Origin of the sequence: Pectobacterium polaris, assembly GCF_002307355.1 — a bacterium.
GTDB lineage: Bacteria > Pseudomonadota > Gammaproteobacteria > Enterobacterales > Enterobacteriaceae > Pectobacterium > Pectobacterium polare.
Map to the genome: position 1 here is coordinate 1,539,593 of NZ_CP017481.1, position 24,141 is coordinate 1,563,733.

General features: G+C 52.3%; 22 protein-coding genes and 1 other RNA gene. 15 read left to right on the forward strand and 8 right to left on the reverse strand.

Going from position 1 to position 24,141, the window contains the following annotated elements; genetic code table 11:
- Positions 1-407 precede the first annotated feature (407 nt).
- The 5 genes from BJJ97_RS06980 (at position 408) to BJJ97_RS07000 (ending at position 7,100) form a co-directional block, all read left to right on the forward strand.
- Entirely contained in the window at positions 408-1,337 is a 930-nt protein-coding gene (locus BJJ97_RS06980) for a TIGR01212 family radical SAM protein (protein ID WP_095993465.1), read from the forward strand.
- Positions 1,338-1,456: 119 nt separating this feature from the next.
- Positions 1,457-3,826: an aerobic respiration two-component sensor histidine kinase ArcB gene (gene arcB / locus BJJ97_RS06985; protein ID WP_095993466.1), complete on the forward strand. Its 2,370-nt coding sequence runs from the start codon at positions 1,457-1,459 to the stop codon at positions 3,824-3,826.
- Between the two features lie 504 nt (positions 3,827-4,330).
- The gene (gene elbB, locus BJJ97_RS06990) at positions 4,331-4,984 is read left to right on the forward strand and encodes an isoprenoid biosynthesis glyoxalase ElbB (RefSeq protein WP_095993467.1); all 654 of its coding nucleotides are present in this window, start codon (positions 4,331-4,333) and stop codon (positions 4,982-4,984) included.
- The gene (gene mtgA / locus BJJ97_RS06995; RefSeq protein WP_095993468.1) at positions 4,981-5,715 is read left to right on the forward strand and encodes a monofunctional biosynthetic peptidoglycan transglycosylase; all 735 of its coding nucleotides are present in this window, start codon (positions 4,981-4,983) and stop codon (positions 5,713-5,715) included. Before elbB ends, mtgA begins: the two co-directional genes overlap by 4 nt.
- A gap of 89 nt (positions 5,716-5,804) precedes the next feature.
- Complete coding sequence (locus tag BJJ97_RS07000; RefSeq protein WP_095993469.1) at positions 5,805-7,100, forward strand: alginate lyase family protein; 1,296 nt, start codon at positions 5,805-5,807, stop codon at positions 7,098-7,100.
- Positions 7,101-7,224: 124 nt separating this feature from the next.
- Here the strand turns inward: BJJ97_RS07000 and dolP are convergent, their stop codons facing one another.
- The 4 genes from dolP to BJJ97_RS07020 form a co-directional block, all read right to left on the reverse strand.
- The gene (gene dolP, locus BJJ97_RS07005) at positions 7,225-7,797 is read right to left on the reverse strand and encodes a division/outer membrane stress-associated lipid-binding lipoprotein (protein WP_095701315.1); all 573 of its coding nucleotides are present in this window, start codon (positions 7,795-7,797) and stop codon (positions 7,225-7,227) included.
- An 11-nt stretch (positions 7,798-7,808) separates the two neighbouring features.
- Entirely contained in the window at positions 7,809-8,399 is a 591-nt protein-coding gene (diaA, locus tag BJJ97_RS07010; protein WP_011091952.1) for a DnaA initiator-associating protein DiaA, read from the reverse strand.
- Between the two features lie 63 nt (positions 8,400-8,462).
- Positions 8,463-8,819: a YraN family protein gene (locus BJJ97_RS07015; protein WP_039279491.1), complete on the reverse strand. Its 357-nt coding sequence runs from the start codon at positions 8,817-8,819 to the stop codon at positions 8,463-8,465.
- On the reverse strand, positions 8,816-10,834 hold the full coding sequence (locus BJJ97_RS07020) for a penicillin-binding protein activator (RefSeq protein WP_095993470.1): 2,019 nt from the start codon (positions 10,832-10,834) through the stop codon (positions 8,816-8,818). Before BJJ97_RS07020 ends, BJJ97_RS07015 begins: the two co-directional genes overlap by 4 nt.
- Positions 10,835-10,895: 61 nt before the next feature.
- Here BJJ97_RS07020 and rsmI point away from each other — a divergent pair, with 61 nt between their 5' ends.
- From rsmI to ygiD, 5 genes are all read left to right on the forward strand, one after another.
- Entirely contained in the window at positions 10,896-11,783 is an 888-nt protein-coding gene (gene rsmI / locus BJJ97_RS07025) for a 16S rRNA (cytidine(1402)-2'-O)-methyltransferase (RefSeq protein ID WP_095993471.1), read from the forward strand.
- A gap of 25 nt (positions 11,784-11,808) precedes the next feature.
- Positions 11,809-12,187, forward strand: an RNA gene (gene rnpB / locus BJJ97_RS07030) — RNase P RNA component class A.
- A 271-nt stretch (positions 12,188-12,458) separates the two neighbouring features.
- Complete coding sequence (locus BJJ97_RS07035) at positions 12,459-12,713, forward strand: type II toxin-antitoxin system Phd/YefM family antitoxin (RefSeq protein WP_095993472.1); 255 nt, start codon at positions 12,459-12,461, stop codon at positions 12,711-12,713.
- On the forward strand, positions 12,703-12,990 hold the full coding sequence (locus BJJ97_RS07040) for a type II toxin-antitoxin system RelE family toxin (RefSeq protein WP_039493031.1): 288 nt from the start codon (positions 12,703-12,705) through the stop codon (positions 12,988-12,990). Before BJJ97_RS07035 ends, BJJ97_RS07040 begins: the two co-directional genes overlap by 11 nt.
- A 176-nt stretch (positions 12,991-13,166) precedes the next feature.
- A complete protein-coding gene (gene ygiD, locus BJJ97_RS07045) occupies positions 13,167-13,952 on the forward strand; it encodes a 4,5-DOPA-extradiol-dioxygenase (RefSeq protein WP_095993473.1) in 786 nt (261 codons plus the stop codon).
- Between the two features lie 185 nt (positions 13,953-14,137).
- Here the strand turns inward: ygiD and BJJ97_RS07050 are convergent, their stop codons facing one another.
- From BJJ97_RS07050 to tolC, 3 genes are all read right to left on the reverse strand, one after another.
- Positions 14,138-15,298, reverse strand: a complete 1,161-nt coding sequence (locus BJJ97_RS07050; RefSeq protein ID WP_095701320.1) for a glutathionylspermidine synthase family protein — start codon at positions 15,296-15,298, stop codon at positions 14,138-14,140.
- Positions 15,299-15,309: 11 nt separating this feature from the next.
- Complete coding sequence (locus tag BJJ97_RS07055) at positions 15,310-15,984, reverse strand: DUF1190 family protein (RefSeq protein WP_095701321.1); 675 nt, start codon at positions 15,982-15,984, stop codon at positions 15,310-15,312.
- 271 nt (positions 15,985-16,255) lie between these two features.
- A complete protein-coding gene (gene tolC, locus BJJ97_RS07060; RefSeq protein WP_095993474.1) occupies positions 16,256-17,650 on the reverse strand; it encodes an outer membrane channel protein TolC in 1,395 nt (464 codons plus the stop codon).
- A gap of 337 nt (positions 17,651-17,987) precedes the next feature.
- Here tolC and nudF point away from each other — a divergent pair, with 337 nt between their 5' ends.
- The 5 genes from nudF to parE all read left to right on the forward strand — a co-directional run bounded on the left by nudF (position 17,988) and on the right by parE (position 22,554).
- Positions 17,988-18,620, forward strand: coding sequence for an ADP-ribose diphosphatase (gene nudF, locus BJJ97_RS07065; protein ID WP_039493025.1), 633 nt, complete (start codon positions 17,988-17,990; stop codon positions 18,618-18,620).
- A 4-nt stretch (positions 18,621-18,624) separates the two neighbouring features.
- Positions 18,625-19,056: a DUF1249 family protein gene (locus tag BJJ97_RS07070; RefSeq protein WP_039482244.1), complete on the forward strand. Its 432-nt coding sequence runs from the start codon at positions 18,625-18,627 to the stop codon at positions 19,054-19,056.
- Positions 19,057-19,163: 107 nt separating this feature from the next.
- A complete protein-coding gene (gene cpdA, locus BJJ97_RS07075) occupies positions 19,164-19,991 on the forward strand; it encodes a 3',5'-cyclic-AMP phosphodiesterase (RefSeq protein WP_095701323.1) in 828 nt (275 codons plus the stop codon).
- Positions 19,991-20,572, forward strand: coding sequence for an esterase YqiA (yqiA, locus tag BJJ97_RS07080; protein WP_039482239.1), 582 nt, complete (start codon positions 19,991-19,993; stop codon positions 20,570-20,572). Before cpdA ends, yqiA begins: the two co-directional genes overlap by 1 nt.
- Before the next feature lie 86 nt (positions 20,573-20,658).
- Positions 20,659-22,554, forward strand: a complete 1,896-nt coding sequence (gene parE / locus BJJ97_RS07085) for a DNA topoisomerase IV subunit B (RefSeq protein ID WP_095993475.1) — start codon at positions 20,659-20,661, stop codon at positions 22,552-22,554.
- 210 nt (positions 22,555-22,764) lie between these two features.
- On the opposite strand, the gene BJJ97_RS07090 is transcribed toward parE, so the two are convergent.
- Positions 22,765-23,775: an alpha/beta hydrolase gene (locus BJJ97_RS07090; RefSeq protein ID WP_095993476.1), complete on the reverse strand. Its 1,011-nt coding sequence runs from the start codon at positions 23,773-23,775 to the stop codon at positions 22,765-22,767.
- Positions 23,776-24,141 lie beyond the last annotated feature (366 nt).

Genomic DNA, 24,141 nt, shown 5'->3' on the forward strand with positions numbered 1-24,141 from the left:
TGTAAAATGTGCTGATAAGCGATAATTTTTAATTATACCTATGAAAGATAATGATTTTTTTAGAAAAACTATCTCGGTAAATGAATATGGGGTTTAATTGAAGTGTGAGCTGTATCACTATACAAAAGCGTGAGAACCCTTCTCCGTGCTATGTTCTTTCTACGTCGCAGCATATTATGCTGTATATGGCTACTTTTAGATTTTATGAAACTATTTTTAAGTATTGCTTCATCTTTTCATTAAGCGAGCAGGCGGGATAAGAAAAATTAATTAGCACCGACGTGAGTTTATTTTCACTAAAAGCGAATAAAAATTCATTTCATTGGGATGTGTGTGATTGATCGCGGTCATCGCGAAGGGAGCGAGAGAAAGGTAGTCTGCTGTTCCTCAAGGGAGCAGGCTAGAATATGCAATTGCAAAAATTAATCAATATGTTTGGCGGAAATCTTCAACGTCGCTATGGCGAGAAGATCCACAAGCTGACGCTGCACGGTGGGTTTAACTGCCCAAACCGTGATGGCACGCTGGGGCGCGGCGGTTGCACGTTCTGTAATGTGGCCTCGTTTGCCGATGAGCAGATGCAGCAAAGCAGCATCGCACAGCAGTTGGAAGCGCAGGCGGGAAAGGTGAACCGAGCCAAACGCTATCTGGCATATTTTCAGGCGTATACCAGCACCTATGCCGAGGTTCAGGTGCTGGAAAGCATGTATCAGGAAGCGTTGAAGCAGGCTGAAATGGTGGGGATTTGCGTGGGCACTCGCCCCGACTGTGTGCCCGATGCGGTGCTGGATTTGCTGTCCCGCTATCATGAACAGGGTTACGAGGTTTGGCTGGAACTGGGGCTGCAAAGCGCATGCGACAAAACGCTGCATCGGATTAATCGCGGCCATGACTTCGCCTGCTATCAGGAAACCACTCGCCGAGCGCGTGAGCGCGGTCTGAAAGTGTGTAGTCATCTGATTGTCGGTTTACCGGGAGAAGACGCACAGCGCTGCTTATCGACGCTGGAGCAGGTGGTTGAAACCGGTGTAGAGGGCATTAAGCTGCATCCTCTCCATATCGTGGAAGGCAGCACGATGGCGAAAGCCTGGCGAGCGGGAAGGCTGCCCGAACTGGCGCTGGATCGCTACGTGGAGACGGCGGGAGAGATGATTCGCCATACACCGCCGGATGTGATTTATCACCGCATTTCCGCCAGCGCTCGCCGCCCGACCCTGCTGGCACCGCTCTGGTGTGAAAACCGTTGGACGGGCATGGTAGAGCTGGATCGCTATCTGCAAACGCATGGCGTACAGGGTTCTGCGCTGGGTACGCCTTACCGTTACGATGGGGCTTGATGTGTCAGAAGACACGGGCGGTAGACGCCGATATTTCGTGCCGTGAATCTGCGTGGCGGCACCGTATACGTCGCCATTTTACGTTATGATGCGCGGGTGGGTGACTAAGGGAAATCGCTATGAAGCAAATTCGTCTGTTGGCGCAGTACTATGTTGATTTAATGGTAAAACTGGGGCTTGTCCGTTTTTCACTGCTGCTGGCTTCGGTATTGGTGCTGCTGGCGATGGTGGTGCAAATGGCGGTCACCCTATTGCTCAGTGGGGAAGTCGAAAATATCGACGTCGTCCGCTCCATTTTCTTCGGGCTGTTGATTACGCCCTGGGCCGTTTATTTTCTCTCCGTGGTGGTGGAACAGCTTGAAGAGTCGCGCCAGCGGCTGGCGAAGCTGGTGGCGAAGCTAGAAGAAATGCGCCACCGGGATCTGGAGCTGAATGCGCAGCTTCAGGAGAATATTGCACAGCTCAATCAGGAAATCGCTGACCGTATCAAAGCGGAAGATGCGCGCGTGCTGGTGATGAGCCGACTCAAAGAAGAGATGTCCCGCCGCGAACAGGCGCAGATTGAGCTGGAGCAGCAATCTGCGCTGCTGCGTTCGTTCCTCGATGCCTCGCCGGATTTGGTTTACTACCGTAACGAAGATAAAGAATTCTCCGGCTGCAACCGTGCGATGGAGCTGCTGGTGGGCAAAAGCCAGAAGCAGCTTATCGGCCTGACGCCACAGGATGTTTACGCCCCCGATATTGCTGAGAAAGTGATGGAGACGGACGAAAAAGTGTTCCGCCACAACGTTTCTCTGACCTATGAACAGTGGCTGGTTTATCCCGACGGCCGTAAAGCCTGTTTTGAGCTGCGCAAGGTGCCGTTTTATGACCGGATGGGCAAACGTCACGGGCTGATGGGATTTGGACGCGATATAACGGAGCGTAAGCGTTACCAGGACGCGTTAGAGAACGCCAGTAGGGAGAAGACCACGTTTATCTCAACAATCAGCCACGAGCTTCGTACGCCGCTTAATGGCATTGTCGGGTTAAGTCGCATCCTGCTGGATACGCAACTTGACCCTGAACAGCAAAAATACCTCAAAACCATCCACGTCAGCGCGATTACGCTGGGCAATATCTTTAACGACGTGATTGAGATGGACAAACAGGAGCGCCGCAAGGTGCAACTGGATAACCAGCCGATCGATTTCACCGGTTTTCTGGTGGATCTGGAAAATCTCGGTGGCCTGCTGGCAGAACCGAAAGGCCTGAAGCTGATTATGGACCAACATCAGCCTCTGCCGCAGAAAGTCATTACTGACGGAACGCGCCTGCGGCAGATTTTGTGGAACCTGCTCAGCAACGCGGTGAAATTCACGCCGAAGGGTGAAAACGGCAAAAAAGGCGAAATTGTGGTGCGCGTCTGGCATGAAAAAGGCGATCGCCTGCGCTTTGAGGTGGAAGATTCCGGGATGGGCATTCCGGCGGATGAACTGGAAAAAATCTTCGCCATGTATTATCAGGTCAAAGACCAGCACGGCGGGAAGCCCGCAACGGGCACGGGAATCGGTCTGGCGGTGTCGAAGCGTCTGGCACAGAACATGGGTGGCGATATCCAGGTTTCCAGCACGCAAGGCAAGGGTTCCTGCTTCACCCTGACGGTGACGGCACCGAGCGTCGATGAAGTGGGAAGCGGTCTGGAAGACGACGATGATTTGCCGCTACCGGCGCTGCATGTTCTGCTGGTGGAAGATATCGAACTCAACGTGGTGGTCGCGCGCTCGGTACTGGAAAAACTAGGGAACAGCGTGGATGTCGCCATGACCGGGCAGGAAGCGTTGGATATGTTTGATCCCGATGAGTTCGATCTGGTACTGCTCGATATCCAACTGCCGGATATGACCGGGCTGGATGTGGCGCGTCAGCTGCGTTCACGCTATGGAAAACGTAGCATGCCGCCGCTGGTGGCGCTGACGGCGAACGTGCTGAAAGATAAACGCGAATACCTGGATGCGGGTATGGATGACGTGCTGAGCAAACCGCTATCGGTGCCTGCGCTGACGGCTGTCATCAAACAATTCTGGGATACGCACTCGGTGTGGACGGAAGAACCGGTGGTTGAGGCGGAGGATGAAATGGCAAACGCAGAAGAAGATCTGCTGGATATCCCGATGCTGGAACAGTATCTGGATTTGGTGGGACCGAAATTGATTCACCAGAGTCTGGAGATGTTTGAACAGATGATGCCGGGCTATCTGGCGATTCTGGATTCCAACATGACGGCGCGCGATGAGAAAGGTATTACGGAAGAAGGGCACAAAATCAAAGGGGCGGCGGGTTCCGTCGGGCTGCGACATTTGCAGCAAGTTGCCCAGCAGATTCAGACCTCATCGCTACCGGCATGGTGGGATAACGTGCAGGAATGGGTTGATGAGCTTAAGCACGACTGGCGTCATGACGTTCAGGTACTGCGTGATTGGGTAGCAAAAGCAGAAAAAGAATCCTGATACGGTCTGTTGCGGCCACAAGGACGTGGCGAGCAAAACGGTTAGAAAATTTTTCTCTTCTCACGCATATCATGCAAAAAATGCAAAACGGCGTCAGATTGAGAGGGGGTTACGATTGAAGAGAGTTGGGGGATACGAGGGCTTTGCACGTTTTCATACGGTAGAAAAAAATGACCCCGGCCGAAGCCGGGGTGCGCGAATTATGCGCCAACACCAGGGAAAACATGCACCTGCATTTAGATCTCAGGGTTTGTAAACTCGCAAGTGCGGATATTCGTGTCTTAACTATGTTCCTACTAGAACTGCTCTACCATAACGGTAAATGTTCTTAACGACTACAACTTACAACAGCGACTAAAACCTAGCTACTGTACATCTTCATCAAGCAACAAAATAGCAAATGTAGAAATCTTTGTTACAAGAATCATTAAAATGTGTGATGTAGATTAGTGTTTGTCAATTAAAAAATCAATTAGTTGATGTAATGAAATGAAGGAAAAGATGATGAAACGAGTCGGCATTGTCCTTAGTGGCTGTGGTGTTTATGACGGTTCCGAGATTCATGAAGCCGTGTTGACGTTACTTGCGCTGGATCGCGCAGGCGCGCAAGCCGTTTGCTTTGCGCCAGATAAACCACAATTACAGGTGGTTAATCACCTGACGGGTGACGTAACTGGTGAGAATCGCAACGTTTTAGCAGAATCAGCACGGATCGCCAGAGGAAAAATCCAACCGCTTTCTGCAGCAAGTGCACAAGATTTAGATGCGCTGATTGTGCCGGGTGGTTTTGGCGCTGCGAAAAATTTAAGTGACTTCGCTACGCAGGGAACGGCGTGTCAGATTGATGAAACGCTGCAATTGCTCACACAGGAAATTTATAAGCAAAATAAACCAATTGGTTTTATTTGCATCTCACCGGCGCTGCTGCCGACGATTTTGGGTGTACCTGTTCGCGTAACCATTGGTAACGATATTGATACCGCTGAGGCCGTCGAAGAAATGGGCGGTCTCCATGTGGTTTGTCCGGTCGATGATATCGTGGTTGATGAGGAGCATAAAATCGTGACGACACCTGCTTATATGCTGGCTAATTCCATCAGCGAAGCGGCACAAGGCATTGATAAGCTCGTTGCTCGCGTATTGGATCTCACCGAATGAGGTGGAATCGAGGGCGTGGAGGCTTATTCACGTGGCTGAAGCGCCTGATTGTTCGGAGTGTGTTGGTTGTCATCGGTGCGTGGTTGGCTGGCATCCTGCTGTTTTCCTTCCTGCCCGTGCCGTTTTCTGCGGTGATGGTCGACAGGCAGATCAGCGCATGGCTGAAAGGCGAGTTCTCCTACGTTGCCCATTCTGACTGGGTGGCAATGGAGGCGATTGCACCGGAAATGGCGCTGGCGGTGATGGCAGCAGAAGATCAAAAATTCCCTCAGCATTGGGGTTTCGATCTTGATGCGATTGGTCAGGCACTGAAGCACAACGAGCGCAACACGCAGCGGATTCGCGGTGCCTCTACGCTGTCGCAGCAGATGGTGAAGAACCTGTTTCTGTGGGATGGACGTAGCTGGGTGCGCAAGGGGCTTGAGGCGGGTATTACCACCGGGGTTGAGCTGGTCTGGACGAAACGGCGGATTCTGACCGTGTATCTGAATATCGCCGAATTTGGCCCCGGGATTTTTGGCGTGGAAGCGGCCGCCAGACGTTATTTTAACAAGCCTGCCAGCAGGCTGACGGCAAGTGAATCTGCCTTACTGGCGGCGGTGCTGCCAAACCCCATTCGCTTTCGTGCGAATGCGCCCTCCGGCTATGTTATTCAACGTCAGCAGTGGATTTTGCGCCAGATGCGGCAGATGGGCGGCGACGCGTTTTTGCGAGATAACGATCTGTTGTGAGGTAACAATCTGAATTAAGTCGCCTTGTTCGTTTACTATACCGAGAAATTTTCTCGTTAACGGTCGTGTTTTCGACATCAGGAGAAAGTATGCGGTTACGTTATTGGTCAGGTTTACTGGTTGCGTTGTGTTGTGTGGCTTCCGTTGCCCGTGCGGACGGGGAGCCTAAAGCGTCATCCCCCGATAATCCCTACGCCTTCTTGCAGCAGCCTCAGCTATCCTCGGTAAAACAGCAGCTACAGCAGAAAACGGAAAAGCCGCAGACGCGAATGGCGTACGAGCAGCTTATTTCGGAAGCCGACCGCGCGCTGAAAATAAATAATCTCAGCGTGACGGAAAAGAAATCCACGACACCCAGTGGTTCAAAGCATGATTATTTGAGCCTCAGCGCCTACTGGTGGCCCGATCCCGACAAAGCTGATGGTTTGCCTTGGATTCGTCGTGATGGGCAGGTAAACCCTGCCAGCAAGGATGAGGAGACCGATGGGGTGAGGCTGGCAAAATTCACCGCTCAAACGCAGGCGTTGACGCTGGCGTGGTACTTCTCTGGCAAACAGGCTTATGCCGATAAAGCGATGTCGATGATCCGTACCTGGTTTATCGACCCCGCTACGCGCATGAACCCTAACCTCGACTTTGCTCAGGGCGTGCCGGGCATCGCGCCGGGCAGAGGCTCGGGCGTGCTGGACGGGCGCTATTTTTCCACCCGCATCGTCGATTCGCTGATTATGCTGCGCCACGCTCCGGGCTGGACGACACAGGATGAACAGCAGATGCAGGCATGGATGAGCGATTATCTGCACTGGCTACAAACCAGCAAGCTGGGGAAAAAAGAGGCAACGGCCCAGAACAACCACGGTAGCTGGTATACCGTACAGGTTGCGGGGATCGCCTGGTATCTGGGGAAAATCGATGTGGTGAAATCCATGGCGCAATTACAGCGGGAAAAATTAGATCATCAACTGCAACCGGATGGTGCTCAGCCTGAAGAGTTGGCGCGTACCCGTTCTTTCCATTACAGCTACTTCAACCTTCAGGCGATAACGGATATGGCGATGCTGGCTTCTCGCGTCGGGGAGAATATTTGGCAGTACCACACGCCGAAGGGAAGCAGTGTGATAAAGGCGCTGGATTTTATGGCACCGTATCTGGATGAGAATAAGGCGTGGCCACGTAAGACGATGGACAGGCAAAGCAGCCGTCTTATCCCGCTGTTATTGCAGGCAGATCGTGGTTTGAAAACGCCGCGTTACCAGACGCAAATCAGGCAGGCAGGCTTTGCGGAATTGCTCACTGGCGAGGCTGGCGCGCGTGATAAAGAACCGAGCCACATCAGCGTTGAAACCCGCCGTGCGCTCTGGCTGCTTAACCCTGTTACGCCATAATTTTCTTGTGCCCCGATCTCATCGGGCAAAGGTACGCGTCCCTGAACTGGGATAAAAAGCGCAGAGATAAAAAAACCGCTGATGTCTTCATCAGCGGTTTTTGTTTTTTAAAGAAAAAGGCGTGTTATTGCAGGTAGGTGAAGGCCGTCGTGACGTGTTTCACGCCGCCAACTTTACTGGCGATCTCTGCGGCAGAGGTGCCTTCACGCTGTGTCACCAGACCTAACAGGAAGACTTCACCGTTTTCTGTTGTGACTTTGACGTTAGAGGATTTAACCGTGTCGCTTGCCAGAATCTGTGAGCGCACTTTGGTGGTGATCCAGGTATCCATGGAGGCGGTTCCTATTGAAACCGGCGTGCCTTGGCGTATCTCGTTGTAGACTTCGGCTGCCCCGTCCACGCCGAGGGCGATTTGCTTAGCCCGGCTTGCCATTTCTGTGCTCGGTGCTTGCCCTGTTAACAATACTTTCCCCTGATAAGCCGTTGCAACGATACGGGCATCCTTTTTCAACTGCTCGTCTTTGCTGATTGCATTCGTCACCCGGACTTCCAGTGTGCCATCGTCAACCTGCGTGCCTACAGTACGCGGGTCAGTGGCCGTTTTGGTTGCCACGGCACTGCCAACAGCAACAACCCCGACACAGCCTTGTAGCAGCAGGGCGATAGACAGCACGGCAAATGCAGAACTTATCCTCATGTAGTGCTCCTTCAATCGTTCTGGTGTGGAAAAAGTGTGTTATCAATTAAATCGCACAGGCAATTGACTGTCAGCATGTGCATTTCCTGAATACGGGCGCTGCGGTGTGACGGGATGCGAATTTCCACATCCTGAGGCCCGAGCAACCCGGCCAGTTCTCCGCCATCGTAGCCAGTCAGGGCGACAATCGTCATGTCGCGGGTAACGGCAGACTCTACGGCTTTAACAATATCGCGGCTGTTGCCACGGGTTGAAATTGCCAGTAGTACGTCGCCAGCCTGACCTAACGCTCTGACTTGTTTGGCATAGATCTCTTCATGCAAGCGGTCATTGGCTATCGCAGTTAAGACCACATTATCCGCATTAAGTGCGATAGCCGGTAAGCTGGGGCGCTCTGCTTCAAAGCGGTTAATCATGCTGGCGGCAAAATGCTGCGAATTGGCTGCTGATGTTCCGTTACCGCAGCACAGAATTTTGTTGCCGTTTAGCAGAGACTGCACCATCGCAATCGCGCCGCGCGAAATGGCGTCTGGCAAGGCTTCTGCCGCTGCAATCTGCGTTTGAATACTCTCGGTAAAACAAACTTTTATTCTATCCAGCACGTTGAATTAACCTACGTAAATTGAAGTCCATTAAGGATAAGATATCTCTGAATGGTAAAAATGTTAGCCCTGTGCTGCAAAGGCGTTAGGGAGCCAGTCGAACTGTTCGCCTGTAATTGCCAGCACGTCAAAACGGCAATCCACCGTGTCAAAGCTGGCACCTCGCTGCGCCAACCACACGGCGGCGGCATGCAACAACCGCTGCTGTTTGCGTCGGGTGACGCTGGCTGCGGCATCACCAAAATGGGCGTTGCGCCGATAGCGCACTTCGACAAATACCCAAATATGGCGATCGCGCATGATCAAATCCAGTTCACCGCCGCGTAGCGTAACATTCGCCGCGGTGAAGGTCAGGCCCGCACGTTCAAGATAACGCCGGGCCTGTTGTTCGTAAACTGCGCCAGCCGCTCGCTGATTCAGAGAACGGGTACCAGTTGGCCCTGACGATATTGCTGCCAGGTTAGCTGCCGGTTGATGGTGCAATCTGGTCCTGAACTCAGCATGCCTGTCGCCCCAGGGATCTGGTGGCCCGGAATCTGGCGCATTTCACCAAAGTGGCTGGCGAGCGTCCAGGCATCCATCCCCATCGCATACAGGCGGACTAACGAGTAATCGTTTTTAAACTGGCTGCTGACTTGTTGCATCAGCGCTGGGTTCGCACCGGCTAACAGTGGGATATCGCTGAACTGCAACCCTTCCATTTCGAGGCGGAAGTCAGGGCCCAATCCGGCCTGGAAGCTACGTGAGCTGGCGTAGAGCGCCGGGCGTGCGCGTGAGGTGGTGCGCATATCAATCATCGGCTTAATCAGCGCCAGCTCGTCTGGCGTTGCGATGATATAGACCGCATCGATATTACCGCTGACGGACGAGCTGGACGTAGGTTGAACCTGAGAAGGAATGGTTAAACCGCCGATGGTGGTGCCAGACTGTGCCTGCTGCTGCGACACGTTAACAGGCTGACCGCTCAGGCTTAAGCCCGCGCCGCTATTGATGGCCTGTTTTAACTCTGCCGTGTTGCCAAAGCGCTGTTGCAGAGCGCTGGTGCCGCTTTGCTGGTTCCAGGCCTGAGCGAATGCGTTAATGATGCGGTCGCCCAGTGCACCACGAGGGGCTAAGACCAGCGGCTGCTGTTTACCCTGCTGATGGATAAATTTTGCCGCGTCTCGGGCTTCATCTTCTGGAGAGAGGGCGAAATAGCAGATGTTAGGGCTATTTTCGACGTGTTCCGGCTGGTTCAACGCCAAAATATTCAGTGGTGACTGGCTGTTCGCCAACTGATCCACTTCATTTTTCAGCAGCGGACCGATGACCAGCGAGGCGCCATCTTGCTGTGCTTGTGTGAGAATATTCGCCAGCGGTTGTGAAGACGTATCATACACTTTGACCGGGAGTGAGCTGGACAGCCCAGCGCTTGTCGCCTGTGCTTCCGGTGCAGGCGTTGGGGAGGCTACTGCCTGATCGCTATATGGCGCGGGCGATTGGGCATTCTGGCCCTCTGCCGATGGGTTGACCGGTTCGGCTTGCGTGGCGTCCGCTGACGGTGCAGCAGGGGCAGATACGGCTGCGGTGGCTATCTGACCGTTCTTTGCCGCGTTAAAGCCTTGCTGGATGGCATTGGCGAAAACCTGCGCCTGACCATTGAGTGGCAACAGCAATGCGATGCTGTTCACCGATGACTGCTGGTAGTTAATGACCTGATTCAACTGCGTAGGCAGCGTTTTTGCAGCAGGATGGTGCGGATAGCGAGTTTGCCAATCCTGAATTGCGCTCTTTAACTGATCGGGAGAAGTCCGGTTATCCTGATAGTTATTCAGCAGATCGACCCAGCCTTGCAGCACATTTTCATTCGCATTAATCAGCAGCGAGTTCGACTCCTGCGGTGACATTTGCGTCAACGCCAGCCAGGTCTGATCGAGATTCATCTGATGTTCGTCACCTTTCAGCAGCGGCTCTTGAGCGATATAGGCACGCAGCAGCTCAATGGAAGGACGACCTTGTGCTGTTTTGATTTGCGTCTGGTAGTAACGCTGCTTTTGCTGATCGGAAAGCGCGCCCACATCAAGCTGGCTCAGCGCTGCTTTAGCCGCATCCATATTGTTTTGGGCGACGGACAGTTCCGCACTGAGTAACTGCTGTTCTTGCTTTTGTGCGGCGCTCAATTTTTCTGGCAGCGCATTGAACTGCTGGCTTGCCTGAGGGGCTTTCCCTTCCTGTAACAGGGAACGAATAGCAAGTAATTGCCAGTCAGCCTTGTTATTATCGCTACTTTGCTGCATCTGTTGCAGATAATAATCGGATGATGCGTCAGCTTTGCCCTGAACCTCGGGTGGTGGGCTCTGCGGTGCATGACTTGGACAGCCTGCGAGAAACAGTGCCGCTAACAAAACAGGGATAACACGCCCTGCCTGGGTACGGACGAAATGAAAGGGAAGCATACTGTATCCAGTGATTTTTTTTAAAGATGCTCAATATTAAATCGGCAACCCGGATGAAACAATGAATCAAGACCAACAAGCAGACATTTCTGCATCTACCCTCTACATTGTCCCCACGCCAATCGGCAATCTGGGCGACATCACGCAGCGTGCGCTGGCGGTATTGGCGAGCGTTGATCTGATCGCCGCAGAGGATACCCGCCATACCGGTCTGCTGTTACAACATTTTGCGATTAATGCGCGACTGTTCGCATTACACGATCACAACGAACAACAAAAAGCGGATGTGTTGCTGGCTAAATTGCAGTCAGGACAAAGCATCGCGCTAGTTTCAGATGCGGGCACGCCGCTGATTAACGATCCCGGTTACCATTTGGTTCGACGCTGCCGTGAAGCCGGCGTTCGTGTGGTGCCGCTGCCGGGCGCTTGCGCGGCGATAGCGGCGCTCTCCGCGTCTGGTCTGCCGTCTGACCGTTTTTGCTATGAAGGTTTTCTGCCTGCCAAAACCAAAGGGCGCAAAGATAAGCTGCGTGAGCTAGGGGAAGAAACCCGCACGCTAATTTTCTACGAATCCACACATCGTCTTTTGGACAGCCTGCAGGATATCAGTGAGGTGCTGGGTGCTGAGCGCTACGTGGTGTTAGCACGTGAAATCACCAAAACTTGGGAGTCGATTCACGGCGCGCCCGTGGGCGAACTGCTGGCTTGGGTGAAAGAAGATGAGAATCGGCGCAAAGGGGAAATGGTGCTGATTGTGGAAGGGCATCAGGTTGATGAGAGCGCGCTATCGGCAGAAGCGCTGCGCACGCTGACGCTATTACGTGCCGAGCTACCGTTGAAGAAAGCGGCGGCGCTGGCAGCAGAGATTCACGGCGTGAAGAAAAACGCGCTTTACCGCTATGGGCTGGAGCAAGAAGGTGATAGCGGTGAATCGGAGGATGACAAGTAGGGCGATTTGCCCTATCATCCGCGCCGGAGTTGACCAGACAGTCGCCGCTTCACTGCCGTCCCTTTCGGGGGAGACAGGTGGAGGGGAGGAAAGTCCGGGCTCCACAGGGCAGGGTGCCAGGTAACGCCTGGGAGGCGCAAGCCTACGACTAGTGCAACAGAGAGCAAACCGCCGATGGCCCACGCAAGTGGGATCAGGTAAGGGTGAAAGGGTGCGGTAAGAGCGCACCGCGCGACTGGCAACAGTTCGTGGCACGGTAAACTCCACCCGGAGCAAGGCCAAATAGGGGTTCACATGGTACGGCCCGTACTGAACCCGGGTAGGCTGCTTGAGCCAGTGAGTGATTGCTGGCCTAGATGAATGACTGTCCACGACAGAACCCGGCTTAACGGTCAACTCCCTTCATCATAAAACCCCGCTTCGGCGGGGTTTTGCTTTATGGGGGCAGGCAAGTGAATAACTGTCCACGACGCTTTTTATGAAAGAAAGCGGCTTAACGGTCAACGCCCTTCATTATGAAACCTCGCTTCGGCGGGGTTTTGCTTTTTATGGAAGAAAGCAGTTTAACTGTCATGTAAATCGATGCTTAGGAAATACTATAATGAGTGCTTTTAAAAGTGCTATTATTAGTGTGTTTAAGTCGCCTTTGACTAACCGAATTGAGTGAATGAAATTATGGCTTTCAACATCCTAACTAACACTGCGGCCAGTATTACTGAGTTGAAACGTGACCCTATGGGGACGGTACGGGCTGCTGAAGGTGAAACTATCGCTATACTGAACCGGAATGAACCGGTGTTCTACTGTGTGCCTCCTGCCGTATTCGCATATTTAATGGAACTGGCCGAAGATGCAGAACTGGGGCGTACCGTTGATGATCGGATGTCAGAGTTAGCTGACGCGGAAGAGATTTCGCTCGATGACCTATAAGTTAAAATTTGTGCCTTCTGCGCTGAAGGAATGGAAAAAGTTAGGGCATCCTGTCCGGGAGCAATTCAAGAAAAAACTGGTTGAGCGCTTGGAAAATCCTCGTGTTCCTTCAGCACAGCTTCATGGCCGTAAAGACCAGTATAAAATTAAACTGAAGTCCGCTGGCTACAGGCTGGTGTATTTGGTCCAGGATGAGACCATTACTGTGATGGTTATGGGGGTGGGAAAGCGCGAAGGTAGCCAGATTTATTCTGATACTAAAGGTCGCTCTGCTTAATCTGGTCTTTTGCGAGTCCTATCCCTTGTCGGTCGTTTTTCTTATAGCGTAATACCTTTCAAATTAATTGATGTTCTCCATCACATAACTCTGACTTTTTCTGTGTCATAAAGCGCGTAAAGTAAGGCCATCGCGTGCGGCTGCACGCTCGCTGACATCTTTCAGAGGATATGACTATGAGCAACACTTCCCGGATGCCTGCACTGTTCCTCGGCCACGGTAGCCCGATGAACGTGTTGGAAAACAATGTGTATACGCAAGCATGGCAAACGCTGGGTGAGACGCTGCCGCGTCCGAAGGCGATTATCGCGGTTTCTGCCCACTGGTATACCCGTGGAACGGCCGTGACGGCGATGGAAAACCCGCGCACCATCCATGATTTTGGCGGCTTTCCGCAGGCGCTGTTTGATACCCAGTATCCGGCACCCGGTTCGCCTGAATTGGCGGCGAGAATCCAGCAGGTGCTGGCGCCGTACCCGGTTACTGCCGATCAAAGCCAATGGGGTTTGGATCACGGCTCCTGGGGTGTGCTGATCAAGATGTATCCCGATGCGGATATTCCCGTTGTGCAACTGAGCGTGGACGGTACGCAGCCTGCCGCGTATCACTACGAATTAGGGCGTAAACTGGCAACCCTGCGTGATGAAGGTTTCATGATTGTGGCCAGTGGTAACGTTGTGCATAACCTGCGGATGGTGAAATGGGACGGCGACGCAGAGCCGTATACGTGGGCTGTTTCATTCAATCAATTTGTGCGTGATAACCTGACTTATCAGGGCGACGACCATCCGCTGGTTAATTTTATGCAGCATGACGGTGCCGCATTATCCAACCCGACGCCCGATCACTATTTCCCGCTGCTCTATGTGCTGGGAAGCTGGGACGGCAAAGAGGCAATCAGTATTCCGGTCGATGGGCTTGAAATGGGATCGCTGAGTATGCTGTCGGTACAGGTGGGATAATCCGTTTTTTGCAGAAGAAATGATGAGGCACGGTTTTCACCGTGCCTTATATACTCGTCATACTTCAAGCTACATGTATGTTGGCTGCGCTTCGTCACCCAAATCACTTACCTGAGTAAGCTCATCGGGATGCCTTTGCTTGCCGCCGCCATGTAACTCGAATTATTTAGAGTATATTTTACTGCTTAATCCAGAATGGTATGCGGATAGAAGCGCGAGAGATCCTGAGTGATCAGGGCGCGATCTTCACGTACGCCGATACCACAAGGTTGATCGTTCACCAGCCAGCTACCAATCAGCGTATAGCTGTCGCCGAATTTTGGCAGTTGATGGTACTGCTGAACGATCATGCCTTCTTCGCCGTAAGGGCCGTCGGCTGACGCAATCTCTTTGCCATTTTCGACGATCTGGATGTTCGCCCCTTCGCGTGAAAACAGCGGCTTAATGACGTAGCTGTCCAGCTCAGGATGTTCATCTTCTGCGAAATAGGCAGGAAGCAGGTTAGGGTGATTTGGGAACATTTCCCACAGCATCGGCAGCAGCGCTTTATTGGAAATAATGCTTTTCCAGGCCGGTTCTAACCAGCGCACACCCGCATCTTCCAGCTTGGTGGAAAACATCTCGCGCAGCATGAACTCCCACGGATACAGCTTGAACAGATTACTAATTACCTGATTTTCAGGGTCGGTAAACTGGCCCTTCTCACCGAGGCCAATTTCCTCAATGTACAGAAATTCGCTCGGCAGACCGGCTTCCAGCGCGCAATCCTGAAGGTATTGCACCGTACCGCGATCTTCTTCCGTATCCTGACAGCAGGCGAAGTGCAGCAAACCGAAGCCGTGATTGAGCTTCAGCTCTTCAAAGCGTTCGATCAGCTTTTCCTGAATGCTGTTGTACTGGTCTGAATTCTGCGGCAGATTTCCGGCGTTGATTTGATCTTCCAGCCAGAGCCATTGGAAAAAGGCCGCTTCGTACAGTGACGTCGGCGTATCCGCATTGTTCTCCAGCAGTTTTGCTGGGGATTTGCCGTCATACGCCAGATCGAGGCGTGAATACAGCGAAGGCTGATTGGTGCGCCATGAATGTCTGACGAATTCCCAGGTGTGTTTGGGAATACGGAACTTAGCGAGCAGCGCGTCGCTGTTGACGACTTTTTCCACCACCTGCAGACACATCTGGTGCAGCTCTGCTGTGGCTTCTTCCAGCTCTTCGATCTGGGCAAGCGTGAACTGGTAGTAAGCCTCTTCGCTCCAGTAGGGTTCGCCGTACATCGTGTGGAAACGAAAACCAAACTCGGTGGCTTTTTCCTGCCAGTCAGGACGCGCTGTAATATCTATCCGCTTCATTCGATACGTCCTCAGCCGCCCATGCTACGGGAAGAGCTGGAACTTGAACTGGCGCTGCTGCGCTGCATGCTGTTTTGCTTCGCGACGGTTTCACCAAAGCCACCACGCGTGATGGTCGAGGTTGTGGCAGGCTTCGGCGCCAATGCGGTTTTAGGTACGGTCATCGTGCGGCCTGTTGTCGCGTTACCGTAGTTTTTGCCGGTGGCATCAACGAATTTGCCGTTAGCCGGGCTGGCCGGTGATTTTGAACTGAACAGCGGCTGCTGTGTGAAACCGGCTCCACCACTCATCATTCTGCCCATCATGTAACCGGCCATCAGCGGCATCCAGGACATCCCGCCGCCCTGTTGCGATTCTGCTGCCATACCGGCCTGTGCCGGTGCAGGCGTTTGAGTACACTGCGCTTCGCCAAATTCTGCTACGCAGTCTTCTTTCGTTGCGTATTTTGGTGCCGTTTTTTCTGCTTCTTTTAACGCATTATTGTATGCAGTGGTGCATTGGGCAGCCATTGACGGGTTAGCTGACGAACAATCATCTGCATTCTGGTAGAGGGAGACGGTTTCATCCGTTTGTTCGCAGCCCGCGAGGAAAAATACGGCGCTGACGGCCAAAGCAACAGGTGCCAGACGGTGCGTCCGCCATTCCTTGCGGAACGTTTCCTGATTAATATTTTTTGTACGTTTCATCGTGTTTATCCCAGAGTAAAGCATCACGGCCAATAACAAATAAGTGTGCCTAAGGATAGGGGAACACTGCTTGAATTTAAAGCGGCAATAGGTGTAACGAAAGATGTCTTTACGTTGCTATACATTCTGTTGTGCAACGTTTCGCTTTATGGCGAAAGAAGACGGTTCCTGTGTTCAGGTGCTATCGCGTTATTTTGTGGGGAAAGAACGGGTATAAAAAAGGGGAACCGTGGTTCCCCTCTATATTAATGCTTGTAAACGCGGCTACCGATTAACGCTGCGCCGAGGCGGTAGTGGCCTGCGGAGCGGTGTTGTCGGTTACGGCTGGCGTGGTTGAAACCGGTTGACCCAGTGACGCATTCAGCGCTTGCAGGTCGGTTTCGCTCAACGTGCCCTGCGCGGACTTAATGTTTAACTGATTGATCAGGTAATCATAACGAGCGCTGGAGAGCTGCTGTTTGGCGTTATACAGCGTGGTGGTGGCATTCAGCACGTCAACGATGGTGCGTGTTCCTACCTGATAACCGGCTTCCATTGCATCCAGAGAGCTTTGTGCAGACACTTCTGCCTGTTTGTAAGCGTTGATGCTGCTGATGGATGCAGAAATATTGTTAAACGATGAACGTACTATCTGGATAACGGAACGGTGTGCACTTTCCAGCAGTTCACTGGAGCTGACATAGCTGTGCTGTGCCTGCTTCACCTGAGAGTTGGTGGCACCACCGCTGTAAAGCGGCAGAGTGAAGTTGATTCCCACTCGGTGTTGCCCGGCGTCTGAATCGTTAAACGAGTTGCTGTTATTCGTCCGTGAGCCGGAATAGCGGGTATCAGTCACGCCCGTCGATGCGGTGAGATCCAACGTCGGCATATAGCCTGTTTCGGCGGAGCGAATCTGCTCACGTGCCAAATCCTGGCTCAAACGTGCGGACAACAGGTTCAGGTTGCGGTTTTCGGCTTCTTTCAGCAGGTTGTTAACCGCTTCAGGTTTCTGGGTAGAGAAGCGTTCGATGTTCAGACCGGCCAGCTGTGGGTAGAAGTTGCCGGTAATCTGACGCAGTGATTCCAGCGCGTTATCCAGCGTATTACGAGCCAGAACTTCATTTGCCAGCACGCTGTCGTACTGTGAACGGGCGTTCTGGACGTCGGTAATCGCGACCAGACCCACGTTGAAGCGCTGTGTCGTCTGATCTAACTGGCGATAAATCGCCTGTTTCTGCGCATTGATATAAGACAGCGAATCAATAGCACGCAGGACGTTGAAATAGGCGGTTGCCGTGTTCAGCATCAGGTTTTGCTGAGCCGTCTGATAGGTGACGTCTTCAATGCCCGCTTGTTTTTCCTGCAACGTCAGCGCACGCCATTTGGACATGTCGAACAAGGTCTGAGTCAATTGCAGTGAGGCACTCTTGACGTTGCTGTTGACGTCTTTGTTGTCACGGTAGCCTTTGTTATAGGTATAGTCAGCGCCTAAACCGAGCTGAGGCAGTAATGGGCTACGCGCTTGATTAATTTTTTCAAACGCGGCGTCGCGGGTTGCCGCAGAGCTGCGTAAATCAGGGTTGGTGCTTTTTGCCTGCTGGTAGACTTGTAACAGGTTTTCCGCCTGACTCATGGCGCTAAAACCGCCCAGGCTCAGACCAATAAGAAGAGGGAGCAATTTCTTCATTTGCATTCCTTGTTGTGCAGCAATCTCGCTATGGTAGCGCTGTCTGTAGACGAATAATTGTCGATTCTATCAGAATCTGCCAATAGGATAAGGTAGCTGAACGTGCCATCTTTCAGCGGAATATGCCCACAGGGTCAGGTAAATTGACCTGTTGGATGATTCAGTGCGGCGTTTTTCTGTTCAGTAAGGCACCGAAAAGTGATGCGATGGGTGAGAATCCCCCTCACTTGGCCGACGTCACGCCTAATAAACGTTCAAAAACAATGATGAGTATAATGACAGCGGATTCCGCCATACAATACCGGATTCCATTAATACTTGTTACAGGAGTACAGCCATGGCGTCTTCCGTATCCGGTCCGGTTACTTTCACCAAAGATGATGTAGAAATTATTGCACGCGAAACGCTGTACGACGGTTTTTTTTCGCTGGAGCGTTACCGTTTCCGTCATCGCCTGTTTAATGGCGGTATGAGCGGCGAAGTTAGTCGCGAGATTTTAGAGCGTGGCCATGCCGTAGTGTTGCTGCCTTACGATCCGGTGCGTGATGAAGTGGTATTAATCGAACAGATTCGTATCGCTGCCTACGACACCAGCGCATCACCCTGGCTGTTTGAGCTGGTGGCTGGCATGATTGAGCCAGGAGAAAGCCACGAAGAGGTGGCGCGGCGCGAAGCAGAGGAAGAAGCCGGATTAAGGGTTGGCCGTTGCCGACCGATAATCAACTATCTTGCGAGCCCCGGCGGCACCAGTGAGCGTCTGGCGGTGATGGTGGGCGAAGTGGATACGCGTACAGCGAAAGGTATTCACGGCTTGGCGGAAGAGAATGAAGATATCCGTGTACATGTGGTGAGCCGTAAACAAAGTTATCAATGGGTTGAAGAAGGGATTGTTGATAACGCCGCATCTGTCATTGCCTTGCAATGGTTGGCATTGCACCATGAAGAACTGAAACGTGAGTGGGTGGATTGAATTTATGAAACGTTATACTCCGGATTTCCCAGCCATGATGAGGCTATGTGAAACCAACTTCATGCAATTGCGGCGTTTGCTGCCAAAAAATGATGAAGTCGGCGAAATCGCGGTTTATCACGTCAATAATGCGGTCTATCAACTGACGATTCTTGAATCTACTCGCTATACCTCATTGGTGGAAATTAAGCAGACAGCGCCCACTGTCAGCTACTGGAGCCTGCCAATGATGAGCGTTAGGTTGTATCATGATGCGTTGGTTGCGGAAGTGTGTGCCAGCCAGCAGATCTTTCGCTTCAAAGCACGTTATGATTATCCTAATAAGAAGTTACATCAACGTGACGAAAAGCATCAAATTAATCAGTTTCTTGCTGATTGGCTAAAGTATTGTTTGGCGTATGGTTCGATGTCGATACCGGTTTTTGATACCCAATAGATTTCAAGACGCAGGGCGGCGGCAGTCGAGCCAACAAGGGAAAGCAGCGTATTCTGCAATTTGAAAGATGACGGGTAGAGACAGATTTACGTAACCAAGGACACCATTTGGAAAGCCTGTTGACACTGCCTGTGGCGAGTGGCGCCAGAGTCAGGATTTTACAAATAACAGATACCCATCTTTTTGCGGGCGAGCATGAAACCTTGCTGGGTATCAACACCTATCGTAGCTATCACGCTGTGCTGAATGCCATCAAGGCTCGGCAGGATGCGTTTGATTTGATCGTCGCGACGGGCGATTTGGCACAGGATCACACGCTGCAAGCCTATCATCATTTCTCGCGCGGAATTGCGCAGATCCCAGCACCTTGCGTATGGCTTCCGGGTAACCACGATTTCCAACCGGCGATGGTTGATGCGCTGGCTGACGCCGGTATTGCGCCGTCCAAGCATGTGCTGCTGGGCGACAAGTGGCAGATCATTTTATTGGACAGTCAGGTATTTGGCGTCCCACACGGTGAACTGAGCGAATACCAGCTTGAATGGCTGGAGCGTAGCCTGAAAAGTCAGCCCGAACGTTTTACGCTGCTGCTGCTGCACCATCACCCGCATCCTTCCGGCTGTACCTGGCTCGATCAGCACAGCCTGCGTAACGCGCATAATCTGTCTACGGTACTGGAGCGCTATCCGCAGGTGAACACCGTGCTGTGTGGTCATATTCATCAGGAGATGGATTTTGACTGGCATGGCCGCCGTTTGCTGGCTACGCCGTCGACCTGCGTACAGTTCAAACCGCACTGCACTAACTTCACTATTGATGACGTGGCACCGGGCTGGCGCTATCTGGACCTGCTGCCGGATGGCCGTCTGGAAACCGAGGTCTATCGTCTCTCAGGCAGCGAATTCCTGCCTGACATGGATTCGGACGGTTACTAATGCCAACGCTTCTTTATCTGCACGGCTTCAACAGTACGCCACAGTCGGCGAAAGCGACGGCCCTGCAAACGTGGCTGGCAGAGCGGCATCCTGAAATTGACATGGTGATTCCACAAATTCCACCGTATCCGTCGGAGGCGGCCGAGATGATGGAATCGCTGATTATGGAGCGGGCCGGTCGCCCGGTGGGCATTGTTGGCTCTTCCCTCGGTGGTTATTATGCCACCTGGCTATCCCAGTGTTTTATGCTGCCTGCCGTGGTGGTGAACCCAGCGGTGAAGCCGTTTGAACTGTTGCTGGACCATCTCGGCGAATATCAGAACCCCTACACCGGTGAACAATATGTGCTAGAGTCTCGGCACGTTTACGATCTGAAGGTCATGCAGGTTGACCGACTGGAATCGCCGGATTTGCTCTGGCTGCTGTTGCAGACAGGGGATGAGGTTCTGGACTATCGTCAGGCAGTCGCGTATTACACGGCCTGCCGTCAAACTGTGGAGTCAGAGGGCAATCATGCCTTTGTCGGATTTGAGCGCTTTTTCACACCGATTGTGAATTTTTTAGGGCTCACGACAGACTGAATCGCCACACATAGGCATTGAAAAACGAATCGCCGAAAGCGGTTCGTTAAACACCATTCACTGAACTCAAAGAATTAACGCAAACTATGGCTCAATCAAGTTATAACGCTGATGCGATTGAAGTACTCAGCGGACTGGAACCGGTGCGCCGTCGTCCGGGAATGTACACCGATACCACGCGTCCTAACCATCTGGGACAAGAGGTCATAGATAACAGCGTTGATGAAGCGCTGGCGGGCCATGCACGCCGAATTGATGTGATTCTACACGCCGATCAGTCGCTGGAAGTGATTGATGACGGTCGTGGGATGCCGGTGGATATCCACCCGGAAGAAGGCGTACCCGCCGTTGAGCTGATCCTGTGTCGTCTGCACGCAGGCGGCAAATTTTCTGGTAAAAACTACCAGTTCTCGGGCGGCTTGCACGGCGTCGGGATTTCCGTGGTGAACGCCCTGTCTACCCGTGTTGAAGTCACCGTTAAGCGCGATGGTCAGGTGCATGACATCGCGTTTGAAAACGGCGACAAAGTGCAGGAACTGACGGTAACCGGCACCTGTGGACGCCGCAACACCGGAACGCGCGTGCATTTCTGGCCGGATGAGAAGTTCTTCGACAGCCCTCGTTTTTCCGTATCTCGTTTGACGCACCTGCTGAAGGCCAAAGCGGTCTTATGTCCCGGTGTGGAAATCATCTTCAAAGATAAAGTTAACAACACCGAGCAGCGCTGGTGCTATCAGGATGGCCTGAATGACTACCTCTGCGAGGCAATAAATGGCCTGATCACGCTGCCGGAAAAACCGTTTCTGGGGGCGATTACTGGCGATACTGAAGCCGTGGATTGGGCACTGCTCTGGCTGCCGGAAGGCGGCGAGCTGCTGACGGAAAGCTACGTTAACCTCATCCCGACGCCAATGGGCGGGACGCACGTTAACGGCCTGCGTCAGGGGTTGCTGGATGCGATGCGTGAATTCTGCGAATTCCGCAATATTCTGCCGCGCGGCGTGAAGCTGAGTGCAGATGACATCTGGGAACGCTGTGCTTACGTGCTGTCGGTCAAAATGCAGGAACCGCAGTTTGCTGGGCAGACTAAAGAACGCCTCTCTTCTCGTCAGTGCGCCGCATTTGTGTCTGGTGTCGTGAAAGATGCCTTCAGCCTGTGGCTGAACCAGAACGTGCAGGCAGCGGAACAGCTGGCCGAGCTGGCGATTTCCAGCGCGCAGCGCCGTATGCGTGCCGCCAAAAAAGTGGTGCGTAAAAAGCTGACCAGCGGGCCGGCGCTGCCCGGCAAACTGGCGGATTGTACCTCGCAGGATCTCAACCGGACGGAACTGTTCCTGGTGGAAGGGGATTCGGCGGGCGGATCGGCGAAGCAGGCGCGCGAGCGTGAATTTCAGGCGATCATGCCGCTGAAAGGTAAGATCCTGAATACCTGGGAAGTCTCCTCCGATGAGGTCTTGGCGTCGCAGGAAGTACACGATATTTCAGTCGCGATCGGTATCGATCCTGACAGCACCGATCTCAGCCAGCTGCGTTACGGTAAGATCTGTATCCTGGCGGATGCGGATTCTGATGGTTTGCACATTGCGACGCTGCTGTGTGCGCTATTTGTCCGTCATTTCCGGGCGCTGGTTCAGGGCGGGCACGTTTATGTCGCCATGCCGCCGCTGTACCGCATCGATCTGGGCAAAGAGGTTTACTACGCGCTGGACGAAGAGGAAAAAGCGGGCGTGCTGGAGCAGCTTAAGCGCAAGAGAGGCAAGCCGAACGTGCAGCGCTTTAAAGGTCTGGGTGAAATGAACCCGCTACAGCTGCGTGAAACCACGCTGGATCCTAACACTCGCCGTCTGGTGCAGTTGACCATCAGTGAAGAAGATATGGATCAGACGATGGCGATGATGGATATGCTGCTAGCGAAGAAGCGTTCTGAAGATCGCCGCAACTGGCTGCAAGAGAAGGGCGATAAGGCAGAGATCGAGGTCTAACTGCCGCTTAATAGCAAAAACTCTCGTTTTCCCACCATGAATTCAGTGGTGGGAAAACAATTTCCGCCCCGCCTCAAATCCATGCCTGTGCCTACATTCTGCTATCTACGGGAAGATGACGAAGTATCGTCGTCGTTCATCTGGCTACGACGGTTGGTACTTATGAGATGCAGACCTCTGACCGGAGCTTGTCTGAGGCCTGCCATCGTGCTACTTCAAGTTATCTTTGAAAAACGTCTCAAGACGGTCGAAAGGAATTTTGTCTGTATTGTCATACAAATCAACATGATCTGCATTTGGCACAATAACCAATTCCTTGGGATGACTGGCTGCCTGATAAACATCCTCTGAGTAATACAGCGAGTGCGCGTTTTCGCCAGCGACCAGCATCATAGGTCGGGGGGCTACCCTGTCAATATTTCCCATCAGCGGGAAGCTAAAGAAAGGCATCGGTGTGGTCGCGGTCCACGCAGTAGTAGAGTTAATTGAGCGAGAGTGAAAACCGCGCGGCTTACAGTAGTAGTCGTAAAAACTGACGACAATCGGGTTAGCATCCTGTGGAAGGCTCTCGGGAAAAAGGTGCTCGCTCGTAATAATATCGCCATTAGCATCGAAGGGAACCTCGTGGTAACCACGGGAAAAGGTGCCATTTTCCGCATCAACCCAACGCTGCTGGCTAATGTAGTCAATGACCTTATTACGTTGCTCAGGTGTGTAACTGTCACGATAGCTACGGCTCATGCTGCGTGACATATCGTACATGGACGCCGTGGCGACGGCCTTGATGCGAGAGTCGCTGGATGCTGCGGTAATCGCCATACCACTGAGACCACAGATTGCCATAGCACCGATGCGGTTACGGTCAACGGAAGGCAGAAGGCCAATGAAATCGACAGCGGCACTGAAATCTTCTGTAAAAATCTCCGGTGATGCCGTATCTCTTACATTGCCACCGCTTTCGCCCGTGAAAGAAGGGTCAAACGCCAGCGTAACGAATCCACGTTCGGCAAGCGTCTGCGCATACAAACCAGAGGCTTGTTCTTTAACCGCACCGAAAGGCCCGCTGAATACAATGGCGGGAAGCTTCGCTTTGTTGCGATCTTTTGGCTGATAAAGGTCCGCGGCAAGGGTAATCCCATAGCGGTTTCTGAACGTGACTTTTTCATGGTCAACGTTATCACTTTTAGGAAAGGTTTTATCCCATTCTTGCGTTAATTGCATAATTTCACCTGCTTCGTTTAAAGGTTGAGTTTGCGCAAATATGTCAGGAATCCCTATAACCTGAAGCTCTAATCCAGATTATTCTACAGACGTGGATTGATCTATTTTTTCAATAAATCCCAAAGCTTATTGAATTACTTTCGATGTTTTTATTACCCGTTGTTGTTTCCCGATAGATTATCTCAATCGGTTTTCCGGTCAGCGTCTCTGCGCCATTGGGTTATTTATTGAAAACGTTCCTTGTGGGGGAAATAATATTTCTGGTTCTCTACCTATCTTTTAGATAAGTCATGCTATGAGAGAAATGCTACCTGAAAATAATATGGTGATAAATGGGCCCTCATTTGAAAGGCCACTGAATTAAAT

What these genes read in the sequence shown, in the direction of transcription:
- BJJ97_RS06980 (WP_095993465.1), top strand. Translation starts at nt 408, where the DNA reads ATGCAATTGCAAAAATTAATCAATATGTTTGGCGGAAATCTTCAACGT.
- arcB (WP_095993466.1), top strand. Translation starts at nt 1,457, where the DNA reads ATGAAGCAAATTCGTCTGTTGGCGCAGTACTATGTTGATTTAATGGTA.
- elbB (WP_095993467.1), top strand. Translation starts at nt 4,331, where the DNA reads ATGAAACGAGTCGGCATTGTCCTTAGTGGCTGTGGTGTTTATGACGGT.
- mtgA (WP_095993468.1), top strand. Translation starts at nt 4,981, where the DNA reads ATGAGGTGGAATCGAGGGCGTGGAGGCTTATTCACGTGGCTGAAGCGC.
- BJJ97_RS07000 (WP_095993469.1), top strand. Translation starts at nt 5,805, where the DNA reads ATGCGGTTACGTTATTGGTCAGGTTTACTGGTTGCGTTGTGTTGTGTG.
- dolP (WP_095701315.1), bottom strand. Translation starts at nt 7,797, where the DNA reads ATGAGGATAAGTTCTGCATTTGCCGTGCTGTCTATCGCCCTGCTGCTA.
- BJJ97_RS07020 (WP_095993470.1), bottom strand. Translation starts at nt 10,834, where the DNA reads ATGCTTCCCTTTCATTTCGTCCGTACCCAGGCAGGGCGTGTTATCCCT.
- rsmI (WP_095993471.1), top strand. Translation starts at nt 10,896, where the DNA reads ATGAATCAAGACCAACAAGCAGACATTTCTGCATCTACCCTCTACATT.
- BJJ97_RS07035 (WP_095993472.1), top strand. Translation starts at nt 12,459, where the DNA reads ATGGCTTTCAACATCCTAACTAACACTGCGGCCAGTATTACTGAGTTG.
- BJJ97_RS07040 (WP_039493031.1), top strand. Translation starts at nt 12,703, where the DNA reads ATGACCTATAAGTTAAAATTTGTGCCTTCTGCGCTGAAGGAATGGAAA.
- ygiD (WP_095993473.1), top strand. Translation starts at nt 13,167, where the DNA reads ATGAGCAACACTTCCCGGATGCCTGCACTGTTCCTCGGCCACGGTAGC.
- BJJ97_RS07050 (WP_095701320.1), bottom strand. Translation starts at nt 15,298, where the DNA reads ATGAAGCGGATAGATATTACAGCGCGTCCTGACTGGCAGGAAAAAGCC.
- BJJ97_RS07055 (WP_095701321.1), bottom strand. Translation starts at nt 15,984, where the DNA reads ATGAAACGTACAAAAAATATTAATCAGGAAACGTTCCGCAAGGAATGG.
- tolC (WP_095993474.1), bottom strand. Translation starts at nt 17,650, where the DNA reads ATGAAGAAATTGCTCCCTCTTCTTATTGGTCTGAGCCTGGGCGGTTTT.
- nudF (WP_039493025.1), top strand. Translation starts at nt 17,988, where the DNA reads ATGGCGTCTTCCGTATCCGGTCCGGTTACTTTCACCAAAGATGATGTA.
- BJJ97_RS07070 (WP_039482244.1), top strand. Translation starts at nt 18,625, where the DNA reads ATGAAACGTTATACTCCGGATTTCCCAGCCATGATGAGGCTATGTGAA.
- yqiA (WP_039482239.1), top strand. Translation starts at nt 19,991, where the DNA reads ATGCCAACGCTTCTTTATCTGCACGGCTTCAACAGTACGCCACAGTCG.
- parE (WP_095993475.1), top strand. Translation starts at nt 20,659, where the DNA reads ATGGCTCAATCAAGTTATAACGCTGATGCGATTGAAGTACTCAGCGGA.
- BJJ97_RS07090 (WP_095993476.1), bottom strand. Translation starts at nt 23,775, where the DNA reads ATGCAATTAACGCAAGAATGGGATAAAACCTTTCCTAAAAGTGATAAC.